Annotated in this window: 14 protein-coding genes; 8 read left to right on the plus strand and 6 right to left on the minus strand. The window is 75.3% G+C overall.

The features are described from left to right. Positions 1-19: 19 nt before the first annotated feature. From CCE01nite_RS05680 to CCE01nite_RS05695, 4 genes are all read right to left on the minus strand, one after another. Entirely contained in the window at positions 20-1,027 is a 1,008-nt protein-coding gene (locus tag CCE01nite_RS05680; protein WP_052103817.1) for a quinone oxidoreductase family protein, read from the minus strand. A 179-nt stretch (positions 1,028-1,206) separates the two neighbouring features. Further along, positions 1,207-1,962: an HAD family hydrolase gene (locus CCE01nite_RS05685; protein WP_052103814.1), complete on the minus strand. Its 756-nt coding sequence runs from the start codon at positions 1,960-1,962 to the stop codon at positions 1,207-1,209. 138 nt (positions 1,963-2,100) lie between these two features. Continuing rightward, complete coding sequence (locus CCE01nite_RS05690) at positions 2,101-3,714, minus strand: FAD-dependent monooxygenase (RefSeq protein ID WP_084142551.1); 1,614 nt, start codon at positions 3,712-3,714, stop codon at positions 2,101-2,103. A 30-nt stretch (positions 3,715-3,744) separates the two neighbouring features. Next, complete coding sequence (locus CCE01nite_RS05695) at positions 3,745-4,761, minus strand: AfsA-related hotdog domain-containing protein (protein WP_084142550.1); 1,017 nt, start codon at positions 4,759-4,761, stop codon at positions 3,745-3,747. 243 nt (positions 4,762-5,004) lie between these two features. On the opposite strand from CCE01nite_RS05695, the gene CCE01nite_RS05700 reads away from it, so the two are divergent. Beyond that, positions 5,005-5,652 carry an NADPH-dependent F420 reductase gene (locus CCE01nite_RS05700; RefSeq protein WP_034627433.1) on the plus strand — a complete coding sequence of 216 codons (648 nt, stop codon included), beginning with the start codon at positions 5,005-5,007 and terminating at the stop codon, positions 5,650-5,652. A 178-nt stretch (positions 5,653-5,830) separates the two neighbouring features. Beyond that, positions 5,831-6,613 (plus strand): DUF1206 domain-containing protein, encoded by a 783-nt coding sequence (locus CCE01nite_RS05705; protein WP_052103806.1) that lies wholly within the window; start codon positions 5,831-5,833, stop codon positions 6,611-6,613. A 179-nt stretch (positions 6,614-6,792) separates the two neighbouring features. On the opposite strand, the gene CCE01nite_RS05710 is transcribed toward CCE01nite_RS05705, so the two are convergent. Next, a complete protein-coding gene (locus tag CCE01nite_RS05710; RefSeq protein ID WP_141372069.1) occupies positions 6,793-7,575 on the minus strand; it encodes a glycerophosphodiester phosphodiesterase family protein in 783 nt (260 codons plus the stop codon). A gap of 204 nt (positions 7,576-7,779) precedes the next feature. Here CCE01nite_RS05710 and CCE01nite_RS05715 point away from each other — a divergent pair, with 204 nt between their 5' ends. From CCE01nite_RS05715 to CCE01nite_RS05735, 6 genes are all read left to right on the plus strand, one after another. Next, positions 7,780-8,109 (plus strand): YciI family protein, encoded by a 330-nt coding sequence (locus tag CCE01nite_RS05715; RefSeq protein ID WP_034635280.1) that lies wholly within the window; start codon positions 7,780-7,782, stop codon positions 8,107-8,109. A 67-nt stretch (positions 8,110-8,176) separates the two neighbouring features. Then, positions 8,177-8,506, plus strand: coding sequence for a YciI family protein (locus tag CCE01nite_RS05720; RefSeq protein ID WP_034635282.1), 330 nt, complete (start codon positions 8,177-8,179; stop codon positions 8,504-8,506). Next, complete coding sequence (locus tag CCE01nite_RS05725) at positions 8,494-9,759, plus strand: RNA polymerase sigma factor (protein WP_084142994.1); 1,266 nt, start codon at positions 8,494-8,496, stop codon at positions 9,757-9,759. The genes CCE01nite_RS05720 and CCE01nite_RS05725 overlap by 13 nt, the downstream gene beginning before the upstream one ends. 124 nt (positions 9,760-9,883) lie before the next feature. After that, positions 9,884-11,149 carry an MFS transporter gene (locus CCE01nite_RS05730; protein ID WP_034635287.1) on the plus strand — a complete coding sequence of 422 codons (1,266 nt, stop codon included), beginning with the start codon at positions 9,884-9,886 and terminating at the stop codon, positions 11,147-11,149. 131 nt (positions 11,150-11,280) lie between these two features. Further along, a complete protein-coding gene (locus tag CCE01nite_RS22345) occupies positions 11,281-11,406 on the plus strand; it encodes a hypothetical protein (protein ID WP_281282365.1) in 126 nt (41 codons plus the stop codon). After that, positions 11,403-14,888: a BTAD domain-containing putative transcriptional regulator gene (locus CCE01nite_RS05735; protein ID WP_052104507.1), complete on the plus strand. Its 3,486-nt coding sequence runs from the start codon at positions 11,403-11,405 to the stop codon at positions 14,886-14,888. Before CCE01nite_RS22345 ends, CCE01nite_RS05735 begins: the two co-directional genes overlap by 4 nt. Here the strand turns inward: CCE01nite_RS05735 and CCE01nite_RS05740 are convergent. After that, positions 14,873-15,789, minus strand: a 917-nt coding sequence (locus CCE01nite_RS05740) for an esterase/lipase family protein (protein WP_141372070.1), incomplete at its 5' end; no start/stop codon positions are given. The genes CCE01nite_RS05735 and CCE01nite_RS05740 overlap by 16 nt on opposite strands.

Raw genomic sequence — 15,789 nt, forward strand, 5'->3', positions numbered from 1 at the left:
CCAATCGGCGCGCGACCCGTCACCCGACTGCCGGGCGGGGCCGGGAGCGTGCGCCGGGGCCCTCGACGCGCAGCACGTGCGTGCCCGTCGAGGCCCGTGACTCGAGCGCCGCGTGGGCCAGGGCGACGTCCGCGAGCGGGTGCTCGGTCACGTCGAGCCCGACGGTCCCGTCCGCGACCGCGTGCAGCGCCTCGGTGAGGTACGTCCGCAGCCGCTCGGGTTCGGCGGCCGCCAGAGCGCCGAGGTTGTGGCCGACGAGGCTCGTCCCCGTGAGCCACACGGCGTTCGTGGAGGTGACGACGTCGGTCGCGGACGCGTCGCCGTAGACCACGTGCCGCCCGCCGAACCCGAGGGTCGCCGCCGCGGCCCGCCGGACCGGACCGCCGACCGCGTCGAGCACGACGTCGACCCGTCGCCCGCCGAGCAGGTCGTCCAGGTCGCCGAGCTCGTCGTACGTCACGACGTGCCGGGCACCCCAGCTGCGGGCCGCGGCCCGCTTGGCGCCGTGCCCGACGGCGGCCAGCACGGTCGCCCCCTGCGCGACCGCGAGCTGGACCGCCGCCGAGCCGACACCACCGGCCGCGGCGAGGACGAGGACCGTCTCGCCCGGCTGGACGTGCGCCGCCTCGAGGAGCCCCCAGGCGGTGGTCACGCTGCACGGGACCGCGGCCGCGACGGCGTCCGAGAGCCGGTCGAGCTCGCCCTCGAGCGCGACGACCGTCGACTCCGGCGCGATTACGAGCTCCGCTCCCCCACCGCCGGCCAGAGTCAGTGCCGCGACCCGCTGACCGGGGCGCAGGGTCGTCACCGCGTCGCCGACCTCGACGACCCGGCCGCTGACCGCGAGCCCCGGGACGTGCGGGAGGCTCACCGGGAGCTGACCCCGGCGGAGCATCACCTCGGCGAACGTGACGCCCGCGCACACCACCTCGAGCAGCACGTCCGCGCGCCCCGGCACGGGCTCCGGGACCTCGGCGACGCGGAGGACCTCCGGCGGGCCGTGCTCGGAGAACTGGACGGCGCGCACGGCGGCTCCTCCTGAGGGTCGGTCGGGGCGGACGGGACGGGCGGGAGCGGCGGTAGCGCGCACCCGCTCACCGGCGCGGCCCGCCGCACCCGCCCTCGTGAGGCCCCGACCTCGACGCCCCTCGCACCGGAGCGGCCGCGCGAGCGGCGCGCGTCCCGGTGCCGCCGAGGCCGGGGCTGTCAGCGGGCCCCGGCCCCCGCACGGACCGGGTCGGCGGGCGCCGCGAGCGGACCGTCGCCGACGAGGACGTCCCAGCCGCGCTCGCGTGCGAGGCGGGTGAGCGTCGCGTCGGCGCCGACGACGACCGGCGTGCGGACCTGCTCGAGCATCGGCAGGTCGGACTCGTGGTCCCCGTACGCCCACGAGGGCGTGCCGGGCGGCAGCTCGTCGAGCACCGCGGCGACCGCGGCCGCCTTCGCGTCGCCGATCATCGGGGTGCCGAGCCAGCCGGTGTACCGCCCGTGCGCGATCTCGGGGCGCGAGCACAGCACGCGGTCGACGCCGAGGTGCGCGGCGACGGGCTCGAGGCACGCCGGGAAGGAGCCGGAGACGAGCACGACCGTGCGGCCCGCGGCGCGGTGCACGTCGAGCTGCGCGTGGACCGCGGCGTCGACGAAGCCCTGCACGAGCACCTGCGCGAACCAGCGGCGCCCGGCGGCGGCCATCTCGGCGACCGGCTCGCCGGCGATGAGCCGGTAGTAGGCCGCGTTGGCCTCCTCGCGCGGGAGGTCCGCGCGCAGCAGGTCCGCGAGCGCGTCGAGGCTGCGGGCCCGCTCGACCGGGGCGAAGCCGCGGACGTAGTACTCGTAGAACGACACGAGGCTCGTGAGCCGCAGGAGCGTGCCGTCGACGTCGAAGAAGGCGATGCCGGCCGGCTCGTCACCGCCCTGGGCGGACGCCGGGCCGTCGGGGAGACGGGGGATGGTGGCGGTCATGTCAGCCTCCAGGTGAGCACGGTGCAGAGCTGGCGAGCGACGGCCGCGGCCTCCGTCGGTCCCGACACTATCAGAACGCGTATGTGTAGCAGAACCCTGACACATAGTGTTCAGCGCACGTTCGCGCACCCGACCCGCTCACGCCGGAGGACGCGCCGCCACCGCCGCCGTACCCGCCGTCGCGGCACCCGCACCCGTCGCCGCCGTCGCCGCCGCCGGGAGCACCGCAAGGACCGCGTCGACGGTCGTCGCGGTCCCGCCGAGGGCGCCGTGCGCCGCGAGGTGCCCGTCCGGCCGCACGAGCAGGAACCGCGGCGCCCTGCCCAGCACGCGCTGCAGCGCCGGCGAGACGAGCGGCGCGAGGTCGGTCACATGGACGTCGGGGAGCTCGGCGGCGAGCGTCCCGGCGCGCCCCGGGTCCGCCGCACGGCCCGAGCGTCCCGGCCACAGCAGCAGCGTCCACGCGTCGGCGTCGAGCACCGGCCACGCGCGCGCCGCCGGCCAGCCGGCGCCGTCGTCCACGAACGCCGGGACCCGGTCCCCCACCCGCAGCCCGCGGGTCCGCAGGAGCGGCGTACGCCCGGGCGCGTAGCTCGTGTCGAGCTGGGCGAACATCGGCGCGGCGCGCCGGAGCAGCCGCGTCCGGTCCGCGACGACCACGCCGGCGTCACGCAGCCGCCGGCGCCACGGGCTGCCCAGGAGACCCAGCCGCGTCTGCACGCCGGTCGCGGCGGTGACCCGCACGGCCGCCGCGCGGCGCTCGGTCTCGTAGGTGTCGAGCAGCGCGTCAGGGGCCTCGCCGCGGATCACGGCCGCGAGCTTCCAGCCGAGGTTCACCGCGTCCTGGATGCCGGTGTTCATGCCCTGACCGTTGGCCGGGCTCATGATGTGCGCGGCGTCGCCCACGAGGAAGCACGAGCCCGTCCGGAACGCCCCGGCCGTCCCGAAGCGCACCGCGAAGGCCGCGGTCCACTCGGGCTCGCCGACCGTGCCCGAGCCCGGTGCCCGCTCGTCGAGCAGGCGCTGGAACAGCTCGCGCGGCGGCGGCGGGCCCTCGGCCGTGGGCAGGCTCATCGCGACCCGGTAGACGCCCTCGCGCAGCGGGGCGAGGCCGATCATCCCGGCGCCGGACCAGAAGTAGTGCACCGTGCGGTCGGACGGCCCGCCCTCGACGGGGGCGTCGCAGATGCCGAACGCGACGTTGACGGGGGCGGCCGCGAACGGCACGTCGAGGAGGCGGCGCACCGTGCTGTGCGCGCCGTCCGCGCCGATCACCCAGTCGAACCGCTCGTAGGTCACCTCGCCCGCCGCACCGCGCAGGGACACGTGCGGGCCCCCGTCGCGCGGGTCGGGGTGCGACAGCACGAGCAGCTCGGTGCCGGTCTCGACGGTCCCGCCGAGCTCGACGACCCGCTGCGCGAGGATCTCCTCGGTCGCGGTCTGCGGGATCGTCACCGCGAACGGGTAGAGCGCGTCGGGGATCGTGCCGATCCGCACGGTGCCCTTGCGCTTCCCCTCGGACCAGAACGCGACGGCGTCGACCCGGTGCCCGCGCTCGACCAGCCGCGGCGTCACGCCGGTGCGGCGCAGGAGCTCGAGCTGGCGCGGCCAGAGGATCGCCGCCCGGGAGTGCGCCGGGGCCTGCGTGCGCTTGTCGACGACGCGCACGCCGATCCCGCGCCGCAGCAGCTCGCACGCCAGGACGAGACCGACGGGCCCGGCGCCCACGACCAGGACGCGGGGCTCAGGCACGAGCGCGCTCCGGGGACAGCGGCGCGGGGCTCACGCGATCGCCCTGCGGACCGCGAGCGGGCCGGGCAGCGTGTCGAGCGCGAGCTCGATCGTCGCGGCGGCGCGGTCGCCCTGGACGACGCGTACCGCGGCGGTCGAGCGCGGCGGGTGGTCGGGAGCGGCCCGCACCGGCGGCGAGGGGAGCTCCAGGTGCAGCACCGTCGGCTCGTCGAGCTCGACGTACTGCAGGAACCGGCCCGTGATCGCGCTGACGTGCGTGTGCTGCGTCGAGAGCCCGTGGGTGTCCGCGAGCGCGACGAGGGCGAGCTGGCGGGCCGCCTCGGTGAGCACCATCGCGGGCACGTGGTCCTGCGCGTGGTCGAACAGGCTCGGGTTCGCGAACGGCAGGCGCAGGACGCCACGGACCTCGCGCTCGTCGGCCTCGACCGAGGTCAGCACGACGTTGCGCTCGTTCGTGCGCGCGACCAGCGCGGGCTCGACGGGCGGCGGGACCGGGGTGTCGCGCAGGCCGGCGCTCGTGACGAGCGTGGTGCGGCGGCGCGTGTCGCGCAGCGCCCGGTAGGCCATCGGCGAGGCGAACATGACCTCGGTCGACAGGTGCCCGACCTCGGACTCCCCCACGGGCTGCTCGACGAAGAGCGTGACCCGGTAGGTCAGCGAGCGCAGCACCCCGTGCACCGTGCGGGGCTGCTCGATCTCGACGAGCAGGCGCAGCGTCGGGGGCGCGTAGCCGACCGGGATCTCGCCGATCCCGGGGAACGCCATGTCCCACGAGCGCAGGACGAAGTGCTGGCCGAGCGGGACGCCGAGGTACGCGTGCGCGACGAGCGTCTCCGCCTGCCGGCAGCACTCGAGCAGCAGCAGCGGGTCGACGCGCGGGACCCGGCCGGTGTGGTCGCCGAAGTAGCCGTGCTGCGGGGGGAGCTGGGCGCCGACCGGTGGACGAGCCGGCGGTCCGCGGTCGTCCGGTCGCTGAGCCCCGCACCGCCGAGCGTGGTCCGCGGTCGTTCGAGGGACTCGGTGACCATGTACTTCCCCCTGAAGCATGAGCGGAGCCGAAGCCGGGCCGTCCTCCCGGCGCACGGAGCACGTGCCGACGTGCGTCTGCTGACACCTATCAGTGCTCTGTGAACCGTTCGGACAGTAGCAGAGGCCTCCCGGCCCAAACCAGCGACAAAGGGATGAACGAGACACGTCGTCGAAGCGCTTCCGGATACCGTCGCCGCGGGTGTCGGAGGTGCGCCCGGAGCGGTCGGGAACATGTCGGGGCCGCCCGCGGTTCACGCCGTCATGACGACCCTCGGACTGATCGGCAGCGGACACATCGGCGGGACGCTCGCGCGCCTCGCCGTCGAGCACGGGTACGACGTGGTGGTGAGCAACTCGCGCGGGCCGGAGACCCTCACGGACCTCGTCGCCGAGCTGGGCGACCGGGCGCGCGCCGGGACGGCCCAGGAGGCCGCCGAGGCGGGGGACGTCGTCGTCGTGACGATCCCGCTCAAGGCCTACCGGAGCGTCCCCGTCGAGCCGCTCGCGGGCAAGGTCGTGATCGACACGAACAACTACTACTGGCAGCGCGACGGCCGGATCCCCGAGCTCGACGCCCAGGAGACGACGAGCGCGGCGCTGCTCCAGGAGCACCTGCCGCAGTCGCACGTCGTCAAGGCGTTCAACCACATCACCGCCGCCGACCTCGGCTCGCGCAGCACGCCCGCCGGGACGCCCGGTCGGCGCGCGCTCGCCGTGGCGTCCGACCACGACGACGCCAAGGCCCGGGTCAGCGCGCTGCTCGACGAGCTCGGCTTCGACCCCGTCGACGCCGGCACGCTCGCGGACAGCTGGCGCATCGAGCCCGGGACGCCCGGCTACGGGCCCGACCTCGACGCCGACGGGCTGCGCGCCGCCCTCGCCGCGGCCACGCGGGACGCCGCCGCCTGACCCCGGCCGGGCCCCCCACGCGGCGCCCGCGAACCGCACGACCACCCGCCCGCCCGGCACGCCCTCGCGCTGCCGGGCGGGCGCCTGCGTGGGTGCCTGACCTCCGAGGAGAGGACTCTCACCCGCTGCTGGACGCCTGCCCAGGCGGGATCGGCCCGGGAGTGCCAAGGTGTGCGCCATGAACACGTCAGTGCGCTCCGCGGCAGCCGGAGCGGGCAACCACCGCCTCCTCGAGACGGGGGCACGCCTCGGCTACGCCGCGAGCGGGCTCCTGCACCTGCTCATCGCGTTCGTCGCGCTCCAGCTCGCGTGGTCGACCGGCGCGCAGGAGGCCAGCCAGGCCGGCGCGCTCCAGACGCTCGCGAGCACCGGCCCGGGCTCCGTCGCGCTGTGGGTCATGGTCGTCGGGCTCGCGCTGCTCGGCCTCTGGCAGCTCACCGAGGCCGCCGTGCTCCAGGAGACGGGCGACCGGCTCAAGGCCGCCGGCAAGGGCGTCGTCTACCTCGTGCTCGCGTGGACGGCGTTCGGCGTCGCGCGCGGCTCGGGCTCGGGCGGCGGCTCCGACCAGTCGATGAGCGTCACCGCGTCCCTCATGGAGAAGCCGTTCGGCCTCGTGCTGGTCGGCGCCGTGGGCCTCGGCATCGTCGCCGTCGCCGTCTACCACCTGCACAAGGGCTGGAAGAAGACGTTCCTGCGCGACCTCACCGGGCACCCCGGCACGTTCGTCGTGCGCGCGGGGCAGGCCGGGTACGTCGCCCGCGGCATCGCGCTCGGGATCGTCGGCGTGCTGCTCGTGTCCGCCGCGCTGACGCACGACCCGGCGCAGTCCCAGGGGCTCGACGGCGCCCTGCGCGCGCTGCTCGACGCGCCGTTCGGCAAGCTCCTGCTGACCCTCGTCGCGCTCGGCTTCGCGGCGTTCGGCGTCTACTCCTTCGCGCGCGCCCGGTACGCGCGCGTCTGACCTCGTCGGCACCCCACGGCGCTCCCGGTCCCCGGGGGTGCCGCGCGGGTGCGGACGGCGCCGCCGGCCCGGCCCCGGGACAACGACGTCCCGGGGTCCGGCCACGTGGCGGCGGTCGGGTCAACCGGCCGCGACGGGCGGGCCGGCGCCGGTCCGGGGGTCCGGCCACGCGGCGGCGGTCAGCGCCAGGTACCGCGCTCGCGCAGCACGTCGCGCAGGAGGTCCGCGCGGTCGGTGACCAGTCCGTCGACGCCGAGGTCCAGCAGCGCGCGCATCTGCGCCGGGTCGTTCACCGTCCACACGTGCACCTGGCGGCCCGCCGCGTGCGCCGCCGCGACCGTGCCGGCGTCGACGACCCGCAGCCGCCCCTGCGCGACCGGGACCTGGAGGCAGTCGACGGCGCGCAGCGCCCGGGCCGCCGCTCGGGTCAGCCCGGTGCGGCGGCCCGCGACGAACCGTGCCACCTCCCCCGTCGCCGCCGACGTCGCGACGGGGCGGGTCAGCGCGGCGAGGGTCGCCCGGCGCCGGGCCGCCGAGAACGACGCGACGCAGACCCGGTCGTGCGCCCGCGTGCGCTCGATCGCCGCCGCGACCGGGGCGGCAGCGCGCGCGTCCTTGACGTCGACGTTGACCCGCAGCCCGGGCCACGTGCCGAGCACGTCCTCGAGCAGCGGGACCGGCTCGCGACCCCCGATGAGCGCGCGCCGCACCGTCGCCCACGGGAGGTCCCCGACGCGGCCGCGCGCGTCCGTCGTCCGGTCGAGCGTCGCGTCGTGCAGGGCGACGGCCACGCCGTCGGCGGTCGCGTGCGCGTCCGTCTCGACGTACCGGAACCCGAGGTCGCGGGCCGCCGCGAACGCCGCGAGGGAGTTCTCCCCGCCGTCGGGCGCGAAGCCGCGGTGCGCGAGCGCGACGAACCCGCTGGGGTCGTCGAGGTAGGGGTGCCGGGGGGTGCCGGTCATGGGGCGACCCTAGTCGCGGGGCGAGGGGGGACGGGTGCGGGACAGCGCCGGAGAGGGTCGATCTCGACGTGCGACACGCCGCGCGAGCGGTCGGGGAGAACTCGTCCGAGATCCCTTCGCCCGAGGTGTCCTCCTCGCGGGATCCCGTTCGTCGTGCCAGTACGGAGCCGCCCCGACCCGGGGTGCACGATCCAGGAGGTCCCCATGCAGTTCGTGATGCTCGTCCGTGTCGACCCGACCGCGACCCCCACGCCCGACGAGAGCGACCCGAACGCCTGGGTCGACGTGCACGTCCCGCGCCTGGGCAAGCGCCTCGAGGGCAACGGCCTGCGCGACGTCGAGACCGCCACGACGGTCCGGGTCCGCGACGGGCGCACGGTCGTCGCCGACGGCCCGTTCGCCGAGTACAAGGAGATCGTCGCGGGCTACGACCTCATCGAGGCCGAGAGCATCGACCGCGCCGTCGAGATCGCCGCGCTGCACCCGGTGGCCCGCTTCGGGTCGATCGAGGTGCGCGAGGTCTGGCCGTTCTGAGCCGGACGCTCCGCACCGCACCGGCACCGGCCCGGCACCCTTCCCGTCGCACTCCCCAGGAGGAACCATGCAGTACATGCTTCTGATCGCCGCCGTCCCCGACGCCCCCGCGCACGAGCCCGACCGGACGCCCCCGACCGCGTGGGTCGAGGAGATGCAGCAGCGCGGCGTCGACCGCGGCGGCTACCGGCTCCGGCTGCCCGACGAGGCCTGCACGGTGCGGGTCCAGCGCGGCGAGACCCTCGTCGTGCACGGCCCCTACGCCGAGGCCGCCGAGCAGGTCGCCGGCATCGGGATCATCGAGGCCGCCGACCTGGACGAGGCGATCGAGATCGCCGCGAAGCACCCGTCGGCCGGCCAGGGCGCGATCGAGATCCGGCCGCTGTGGGCGGAGTGACCGACGTCGACGCGGCCCTCACCTCGGCGTTCAGCGCCGAGTGGGGGCGCGTCGTCGCGACCCTGATCCGGCTCACGGGCGACTTCGCGCTCGCCGAGGACGCCGCGCAGGACGCCTTCGTCGCGGCCGCCAAGCGGTGGCCGGTCGACGGCGTGCCCGACCGGCCGGGCGCGTGGCTCACGACCACGGCACGCAACGGCGCGCTGGACCGTCTCCGGCGCGCGACCACAGAGGCACGCAAGCTCCGGGAGGTGGCGGCGATGGAGGCGCTCGAGCTGCACGGCCACGTCGCGGAGGACCCTGCCGACGGCACCGGGAGCGCCGTGACCGACGACCGGCTGCGGCTCATCTTCACGTGCTGCCACCCGGCGCTCCCGCTCGAGTCCCGGGTCGCGCTGACGCTGCGGACCCTGTGCGGGCTCACGGTCCCGGAGATCGCGCGGGCGTTCGGCGTCGGCGAGGCGGCGATGACCAAGCGGCTCGTGCGGGCCCGGCAGAAGATCGCGCAGGCCGGGATCCCGTACCGCGTCCCGGCCGACGACGTGCTGCCCGAGCGGCTCGACGGGGTGCTCGCGGTGCTCTACCTGCTGTTCACCGAGGGCTACTCGGCGACCGCGGGGCCCGGGGTCGTGCGGGAGGACCTGTCCGCGGAGGCGATCCGGCTCACGCGCGTGCTCGCCGAGCTCGTGCCCGACGACGCCGAGGTGCACGGCCTGCTCGCGCTCGAGCTCGCGCACGACGCCCGGCGCGCCGCCCGGACCGACGCCGCGGGCGAGCTCGTCCCGCTCGAGGAGCAGGACCGCGCGCGCTGGGACGCCGGCCAGGCCGCGGACGCCGCCGCGGTGCTGCACCGCGCGCGGACGCTCACCGCGGAGCCCGGGCCGTACCTGCTGCAGGCGGAGGTCGCGGTGCGGCACGCGACGGCGGCGACCCCGGAGGCGACGGACTGGGCGGCGATCGCGGCGGTCTACGCCCGGCTCGCGCGCCGGGCGCCGTCCCCGTACGTCGAGCTCAGCCGCGCGGTCGCGGTCGCGATGGCCCACGGGGTCGACGCCGGGCTCGCGCTGCTCGACCAGCTCGGGGCGTCCGGGGGGCTCGACGGCAACCACTACCTCCCGGCGGCGCGCGCGGACCTCCTGCGGCGGGCCGGGCGGCACCCCGAGTCGGCCGAGGCGTACCGCGCGGCGCTCACCCGCGTGACGAACGACGCCGAGCGGCGGTACCTGCGGCGGCGGCTCGCGGAGGTGTCGTGAGGGGTCTGCGGCGCAGTCCGGCGTCCCGGTCGCACCCTGCGGCTGCCCGGTCGGCGGGCCGGGGCGACGGGGTGCAGCAATCAGCACGACCCGGGCCGGTGGCGACGCCTACCATCTGGCTCTTGTGAGCCGCCTCGTCGAGACCGTCGTCCCCGGGCGCCTCGGCGTGTCCTTCCGGTGGCTCGTGACCTCCGCGTTCGTCACGAACCTCGGTGACGGGCTCGCGCTCGCCGCCGGGCCGCTGCTCGTCGCGTCGCTCACGGACGACGCCCGGCTCGTCGCCCTCGCCGCGACGCTGCAGTGGCTGCCGCCGCTGCTGTTCGGGCTGTTCGCGGGTGCGATCACCGACCGGCTCGACCGTCGGCTCATCGTCGTGTCGGTCGACGGCGCGCGCGCCGTCGTGCTCGGGGTGCTCGCCGCGGTGATCGCGACCGGGCACGTGTCGATCGCGATCGTGCTGGGCTCGCTGTTCCTGCTCGGCACCGCCGAGGTCTTCGCGGACAACGCGTCGGGGACGCTCGTGCCGACGCTCGTGCACCGCGACGACCTCGCGGTCGCGAACTCCCGCATCCAGACGGCGTTCCTCACGATGAACCAGCTCGCCGGGCCGCCGATCGGCGCGGCGCTGTTCGCGGCCGGGACGGTGCTGCCGTTCGGCACCCAGGCGGTCGCCGTGCTGCTCGGCGCGGTGCTCGTCTCGCGCGTCGTCCTGCCCGCGCGGGACCCCGCCGACGAGGCGCCCCGCACGCACCTGCGCCACGACATCACGGAGGGCTTCCGGTGGGTCACGCACCACGCGGCGGTCCGCACCCTCGTCCTGACGATCCTCATCTTCAACGTGACGTTCGGCGCCGCGTGGTCGGTGCTCGTGCTCTACGCGACCGAGCGGCTCGGGCTCGGCGAGGTCGGCTTCGGGCTGCTCACGACCGTGGGCGCGGTCGGCGGGCTCGCCGGGACCGCGTCGTACGGCTGGATCACGCGGCGCGTGAGCCTCGGTGACCTCATGCGGATCGGGCTCGTCATCGAGACGCTCACGCACCTCGCGCTCGCGCTGACCCGGACGGCGTGGGTCGCGCTCGCGATCTTCTTCGTCTTCGGGGCGCACGCGTTCATCTGGGGCACGACGTCGGTCACGGTGCGCCAGCGCGCGGTCCCGACGGCGCTCCAGGGCCGGGTCGGGAGCGTCCACCTCGTCGGGGTCTTCGGCGGGCTGGTCGTCGGCTCGGGGATCGGCGGGCTGCTCGCCGAGCGCTGGGGCGTGACGGCGCCGTTCTGGTTCGCGTTCGCGGGATCGGCCGTGTTCGTCGTGCTGCTGTGGCGCCAGCTCGCGCACATCGCGCACGCCGACGAGGCACCGGTGGCCGCCGCGGCTCCGGTCGCCGACGACTAGGGCAACCGGACACAGCCCGTCCGGCGCGAGGCGGCCCAGCGCGCGACAGCCACGCGACACCGAACCGTGTCCGGCCCTACGGTCGGGGCAGCGTTCCAGGACGAGCACAAGCGGCGGGGGCACAGGTGTCGATGGACACGACGTTCGAGGACTTCGACGAGGCGGCGCACGAGGCGCCGGCGACGAAGGAGGAGACGCAGGCGCACGGCAGGCGTCACACCGCCGGCGAGTGGTTCTCTCGGGACCGCTGGTCGTGACCGAGCCCGTCGAGCAGCTCGCCACACTTCTGCGCAAGGCCCGCGTCCAGGCCGGGTTGAGCCAGGACGAGGTCGCCCGAGTCAGCGGACTGAGCGTGCGAGGGTTGCGCGACCTCGAGCGTGGGCGGGTCCGCAAGCCGCGTGAGGAGTCCCTTCGGCGCCTCTTCGCCGTCCTCGGGATCCACGGCTCGGACCGGGAGCGGATCCTGGCGAGCGTCGCCCAGCATCCGCGGCCAGCTCTGGCGGAGCAGACGTCGCCTCTTCCGTCGGTCACGGTCGACGTCCTCGGCGCCTTGACGCTGTGCCGGGACGGCGCCGAGGTGCCCGTCTCCGGGTCCGTCCCCCGGGCTGTGCTGGGGCTTGCCGCCCTGCGTCTCGGCCGGCCCGTGTCGCGGGAGGAGATCGTCGATGCGCTGTGGGGGGATCGCCCGCCCGCCACCTGGGTCAGCCAGGTGCACACGGCCGTGGGTCAGCTCCGCAGGCTGCTCGATCCCCAGCATGCCCGCGGCAGCCGTACCGGGAGGTTGGCCCTCGCCCGCACCGGCTACGTGCTGGACCTGGAGGCGGATGCCGTCGACCTGCACCGGTTCAGCCGTCGCTTCCAGGGGGCCCGCGCCGGGGTGGACGGTGGTGCGCGCGACGAGCCGCCATCGGAGGTCGCCATGGAGGCTGCGCTGGTCACGCTCGACGTGGCGCTGAGGGACTGGCGAGGCCCGGTGCTGAGCGGCGAGCCCGTCGGCGTGCGCGACCAGCCGGTGGCTCTCGCCGCGGCCGGCCAGCGCCTGGAGGCCGTGCTCCTGCTCGCGGATCTCGCCCTTCGCCTGCGGCGGGCCGACCTCGCGATCGAGCACCTGGGGCCGCTCGCCCGCGCTGAGCCGTACCACGAGGGGCTGCAGGCTCGGCTCATCCTCGCCCTTGCCGCGCGTGGCGAGCAAGCAGCCGCGCTGGAGAGCTTCGCCGCTGTCAGGAGGCAGCTGGTCACCGATCTCGGGATCGAGCCAGGTCCGCAGCTGCGCTACGCCCAGACCCTGGTCCTGGACGGCGAGCACACGCGATCGCTCGACCCGCGGTTCGCTGACTCGAGCACGGAGGCGTACCGCGGGCCGGAACCGGTCCAGGACGACTGGACCGCACCTCGCATGCTGCCCGTCGACCTGCCCGACTACACCGGGCGCGACCACGAGCTGAGCCTGATCACGGACCTGCTGACCTGCACCGGGGACGGCGCCGCTCCACCGGCCCGCCGGCCCGTGGTGGCGGTCGCCGGCATGGCGGGGGTCGGCAAGACGGCACTGATCGTGCGCGCAGCGCACCGGCTGGCGCCGGCGCATCCGGACGGCCTCCTCTACGTCAACCTCCGGGGTGCGGACGACGCCCCGCTCCGGCCGGCCGACGTCCTGGCCCGCTTCCTGCGCGCCACCGGCGTCAACGGTCCCGCCATCCCCCAGGACGCCGCCAGCCGCGAGGACATGTACCGCAGCCGCACCGCGCAGCGACGCCTGCTGGTCGTGCTGGACAACGCCTCGTCGGCGGCACAGCTGCGTCCCCTCCTTCCCGGCGGCACGGGCTGCTCGGTCCTGGTCAGCGCGCGCACGCGGCTCTCCGCACTGGAGGGCGCACGCTGGATCGCCCTCGACGTCCTGCCGTCCGAGCAGTCCCTCGCCCTGCTGGAACGGGTCGCCGGGCACGACCGGGTGCACACGGACCGGGCCGGCGCGGAGGAGATCATCCACCTGTGCGGCAATCTGCCCCTGGCGGTGCGCATCGCCGGAGCCCGGCTGGCCGAGCACCCGAGATGGCCGATGAGCCGGCTCGCAGCCCCGCTGCGGCAGGAGCGCCAGCGGTTGGATCAGCTCACCGTCGGGGACCTCGCCGTCCGCGCGTCGGTGGAGATCAGCTACCGGGACCTCCGGCCCCGGGCGCGCCAGCTCTTCCGGCTGGTGAGTCTGCTCGACTCCCCGGACTTCCCGGCCCGCGTCGCCGGGGCCGTGCTCGGAACGCCTGCCGCAGAAGCCCTCGTTCCCCTCACCGAGCTCGTCGACGCCAACCTGGTCGCCGAGACCGACCCGGACGAGGCCGGGCAGCTGCGCTACCGGTTCCACGACCTGGTACGCCTCTACGCCCGAGAGCGCGCCGAGGCCGAAGACGGTGCCGAGGTCACTCAGACGGCCGTCCGGCGCGCTCTGGGGGCATGGCTGACCCTGGCGGAACGGTTCGCCCGTGACGTGCCCGGTCCGTGCTACGCCGCACTCGCCGGATGCGCCGAGCGACCCGATCTCGCGGACCTCACGGACTTCGCGCACGTCGACCCGCTGCGGTGGTTCGACGCTGAGCAAGCCGCGTTGCGGGCCGGCGTCCTCCAGGCCTGCCGCGGCGGCCTGGACGAGCTCGCCTACGAGCTCGCCGGCAGCCTGGAGAAGTACTTCGACCTGCGAGGGATGTACGAGGAGTGGCGGGCGACCAACGAGCAGGTCCTGCGCCTGTGTCACGCGAGGGGCAACGTGCGTGGCGAGGCGGTCATGCTGCGCGGTCTGATCGACGTCCGGACCTGGAACACCTCCCACCACGGCGACGACGGACGCGACGGCAGCGGCACGGCGATGGGCCGCATGCTGACCGACGCCCTGCGGCTGGCCGAGATGTTCGAACGCCTGGAGGAGCCTCGTGGTCGCAGCGACGCCGAGGTCGCCGTCGCGTGGGGGTACTGCGCCGCCGGCGAGGTGGACGAGGGTCTCCGCCACGCGGGACGTGCCCTCGACCTGGCCGCGGGCGCAGGCCATGTGGGCGGGGTCGCCCGAGCCCAGGTCGCGTTGGCGCTGGCCGGGCACGTCACGCCCGGCGGCGGCGCCCGCGCCCTGCATCATCTGGAGAAGGCCCTGGTGGCGGCCCGCGCGCTCGGCAACGCCCGCTACGAGGCGAGCGTGCTCCAGTTCCTGGGGATGACGTACGGGGCGATGGGGGATGCCGCCCGCAGCGGCGCCTGCCTGGACGAGTCGCTCGCCATCTCGCGCCGGTACTCGGACCGGTTCACCGAGGCCTTGACGATGCTCGCCCTCGCCCGCCTGCACCTGACCACGGCCGATCCTCGGGCCCGGTCCGAGATCGAGACCGCACTCGCCCTGGGGCGCCGCTTCGCCATGCCGCACCATGTCGCCGGCGCACTGACCTTGCTCGGACAGCAGGCGCTCGCCTCCGGCGACGCCCCGGAGGCGGTGGCGTGCCTGGGCGAGGCGGTCGACCTGTGGCGCACCCGCGGCTGGCCCCGGTACCTGGCCGAGGCGCTGACCGCCTGCGGGGCCGCCCACCGCGAGGTGGGCGACCCCGAGGCCGCGCAGAGGTGCTGGACGGAAGCAGCCGACCTGTTCACGACCCTCAGCGACGAGGAGGCCGCGAACCAGGTCAGGGATCTGCTCACCAGGGGGACGGCGACCCCGTTGGCCAGCCCGGTCGCCGTCCCGTCGTCAGGTCACCAGCTGGAGTAGTACACCGCGTTCGCCGCCACCCACAGCGGCCCCGCCCCCCTGGCGATCTGAGGCCAGCCGTCCCAGTTGGCCTTGTTGCACGACGCGTTGTAGTGGCAGTACTTGATCGGGTAGTTGAAGCCGCGACCGTCCTCGGTGATGCTGGACATCTTGGCGTGGTCCAGCCCGGAGCCGCTGAGGAAGAGGTACTTGTGCCCCGGATGCCTCGACGCCTTGGTGTTGAGCGCGCTGCCGGTGTTCACCACCCAGTCCGCCCCCGAGCCGACGGCGGACCAGTCGGTGCCCATCTTGGACTGGGGGTTGCCGTAGGGGGCGATCCAGGAGCGCATGAAGCTGCTGCCCGGGATCATCTCGCACACCTGGAAGCGGGACGTGGAGCAGCCTCCCCACACGGAGGCCCGGGCCCCTTCGTGCGGGCTGGACAGGGTCGCGACGTCCTCGATGTAGAGGTACGGCGGGAAGGTGCGGCCTGAGGCGGTCCTCCACTGCTTCTGCGTCCCGGTGATCGCCGTCCGGGTGACGAGCCCGCCCATGGAGTGGGCGATCACGTCGACCGGCACCCCGTTGCGCGAGTACGTGTTGTAGATGTACCAGGCGAAGGCCGAGCCCAGGTCCTCGATCGCATGGCCCGCGCCACCCGCCCCTGGGATCCGGGTGCAGCCGCTCCCGCCGGACCAGTAGTAGGTCAGCTTCCTGACCTTGCCGCCCCACCCTCGCGTGTTGTTGAGATACCTCTCGACCTTGCCGTCGCCCCAGTAGTCGTTGCAGTTGACGGAAGCATTCTTGTTGAAGCCGTGCAGCAGGATCAGCGTCTTGTACCCGTTGCTGCGACCCGGCGCCGCTGCGGCGCTGCCCAGGTCTGCCCCGGACGCCGAGTCGCAGTCGGCCGAGGGCGCCGGGA

It is taken from the genome of Cellulomonas cellasea (assembly GCF_006538745.1).
Classification (GTDB): Bacteria; Actinomycetota; Actinomycetes; order Actinomycetales; family Cellulomonadaceae; genus Cellulomonas_A; species Cellulomonas_A cellasea.

What these genes read in the sequence shown, in the direction of transcription:
- CCE01nite_RS05685 (WP_052103814.1), bottom strand. Translation starts at nt 1,962, where the DNA reads ATGACCGCCACCATCCCCCGTCTCCCCGACGGCCCGGCGTCCGCCCAG.
- CCE01nite_RS05695 (WP_084142550.1), bottom strand. Translation starts at nt 4,761, where the DNA reads ATGCTTCAGGGGGAAGTACATGGTCACCGAGTCCCTCGAACGACCGCG.
- CCE01nite_RS05700 (WP_034627433.1), top strand. Translation starts at nt 5,005, where the DNA reads ATGACGACCCTCGGACTGATCGGCAGCGGACACATCGGCGGGACGCTC.
- CCE01nite_RS05705 (WP_052103806.1), top strand. Translation starts at nt 5,831, where the DNA reads ATGAACACGTCAGTGCGCTCCGCGGCAGCCGGAGCGGGCAACCACCGC.
- CCE01nite_RS05710 (WP_141372069.1), bottom strand. Translation starts at nt 7,575, where the DNA reads ATGACCGGCACCCCCCGGCACCCCTACCTCGACGACCCCAGCGGGTTC.
- CCE01nite_RS05715 (WP_034635280.1), top strand. Translation starts at nt 7,780, where the DNA reads ATGCAGTTCGTGATGCTCGTCCGTGTCGACCCGACCGCGACCCCCACG.
- CCE01nite_RS05720 (WP_034635282.1), top strand. Translation starts at nt 8,177, where the DNA reads ATGCAGTACATGCTTCTGATCGCCGCCGTCCCCGACGCCCCCGCGCAC.
- CCE01nite_RS22345 (WP_281282365.1), top strand. Translation starts at nt 11,281, where the DNA reads ATGGACACGACGTTCGAGGACTTCGACGAGGCGGCGCACGAGGCGCCG.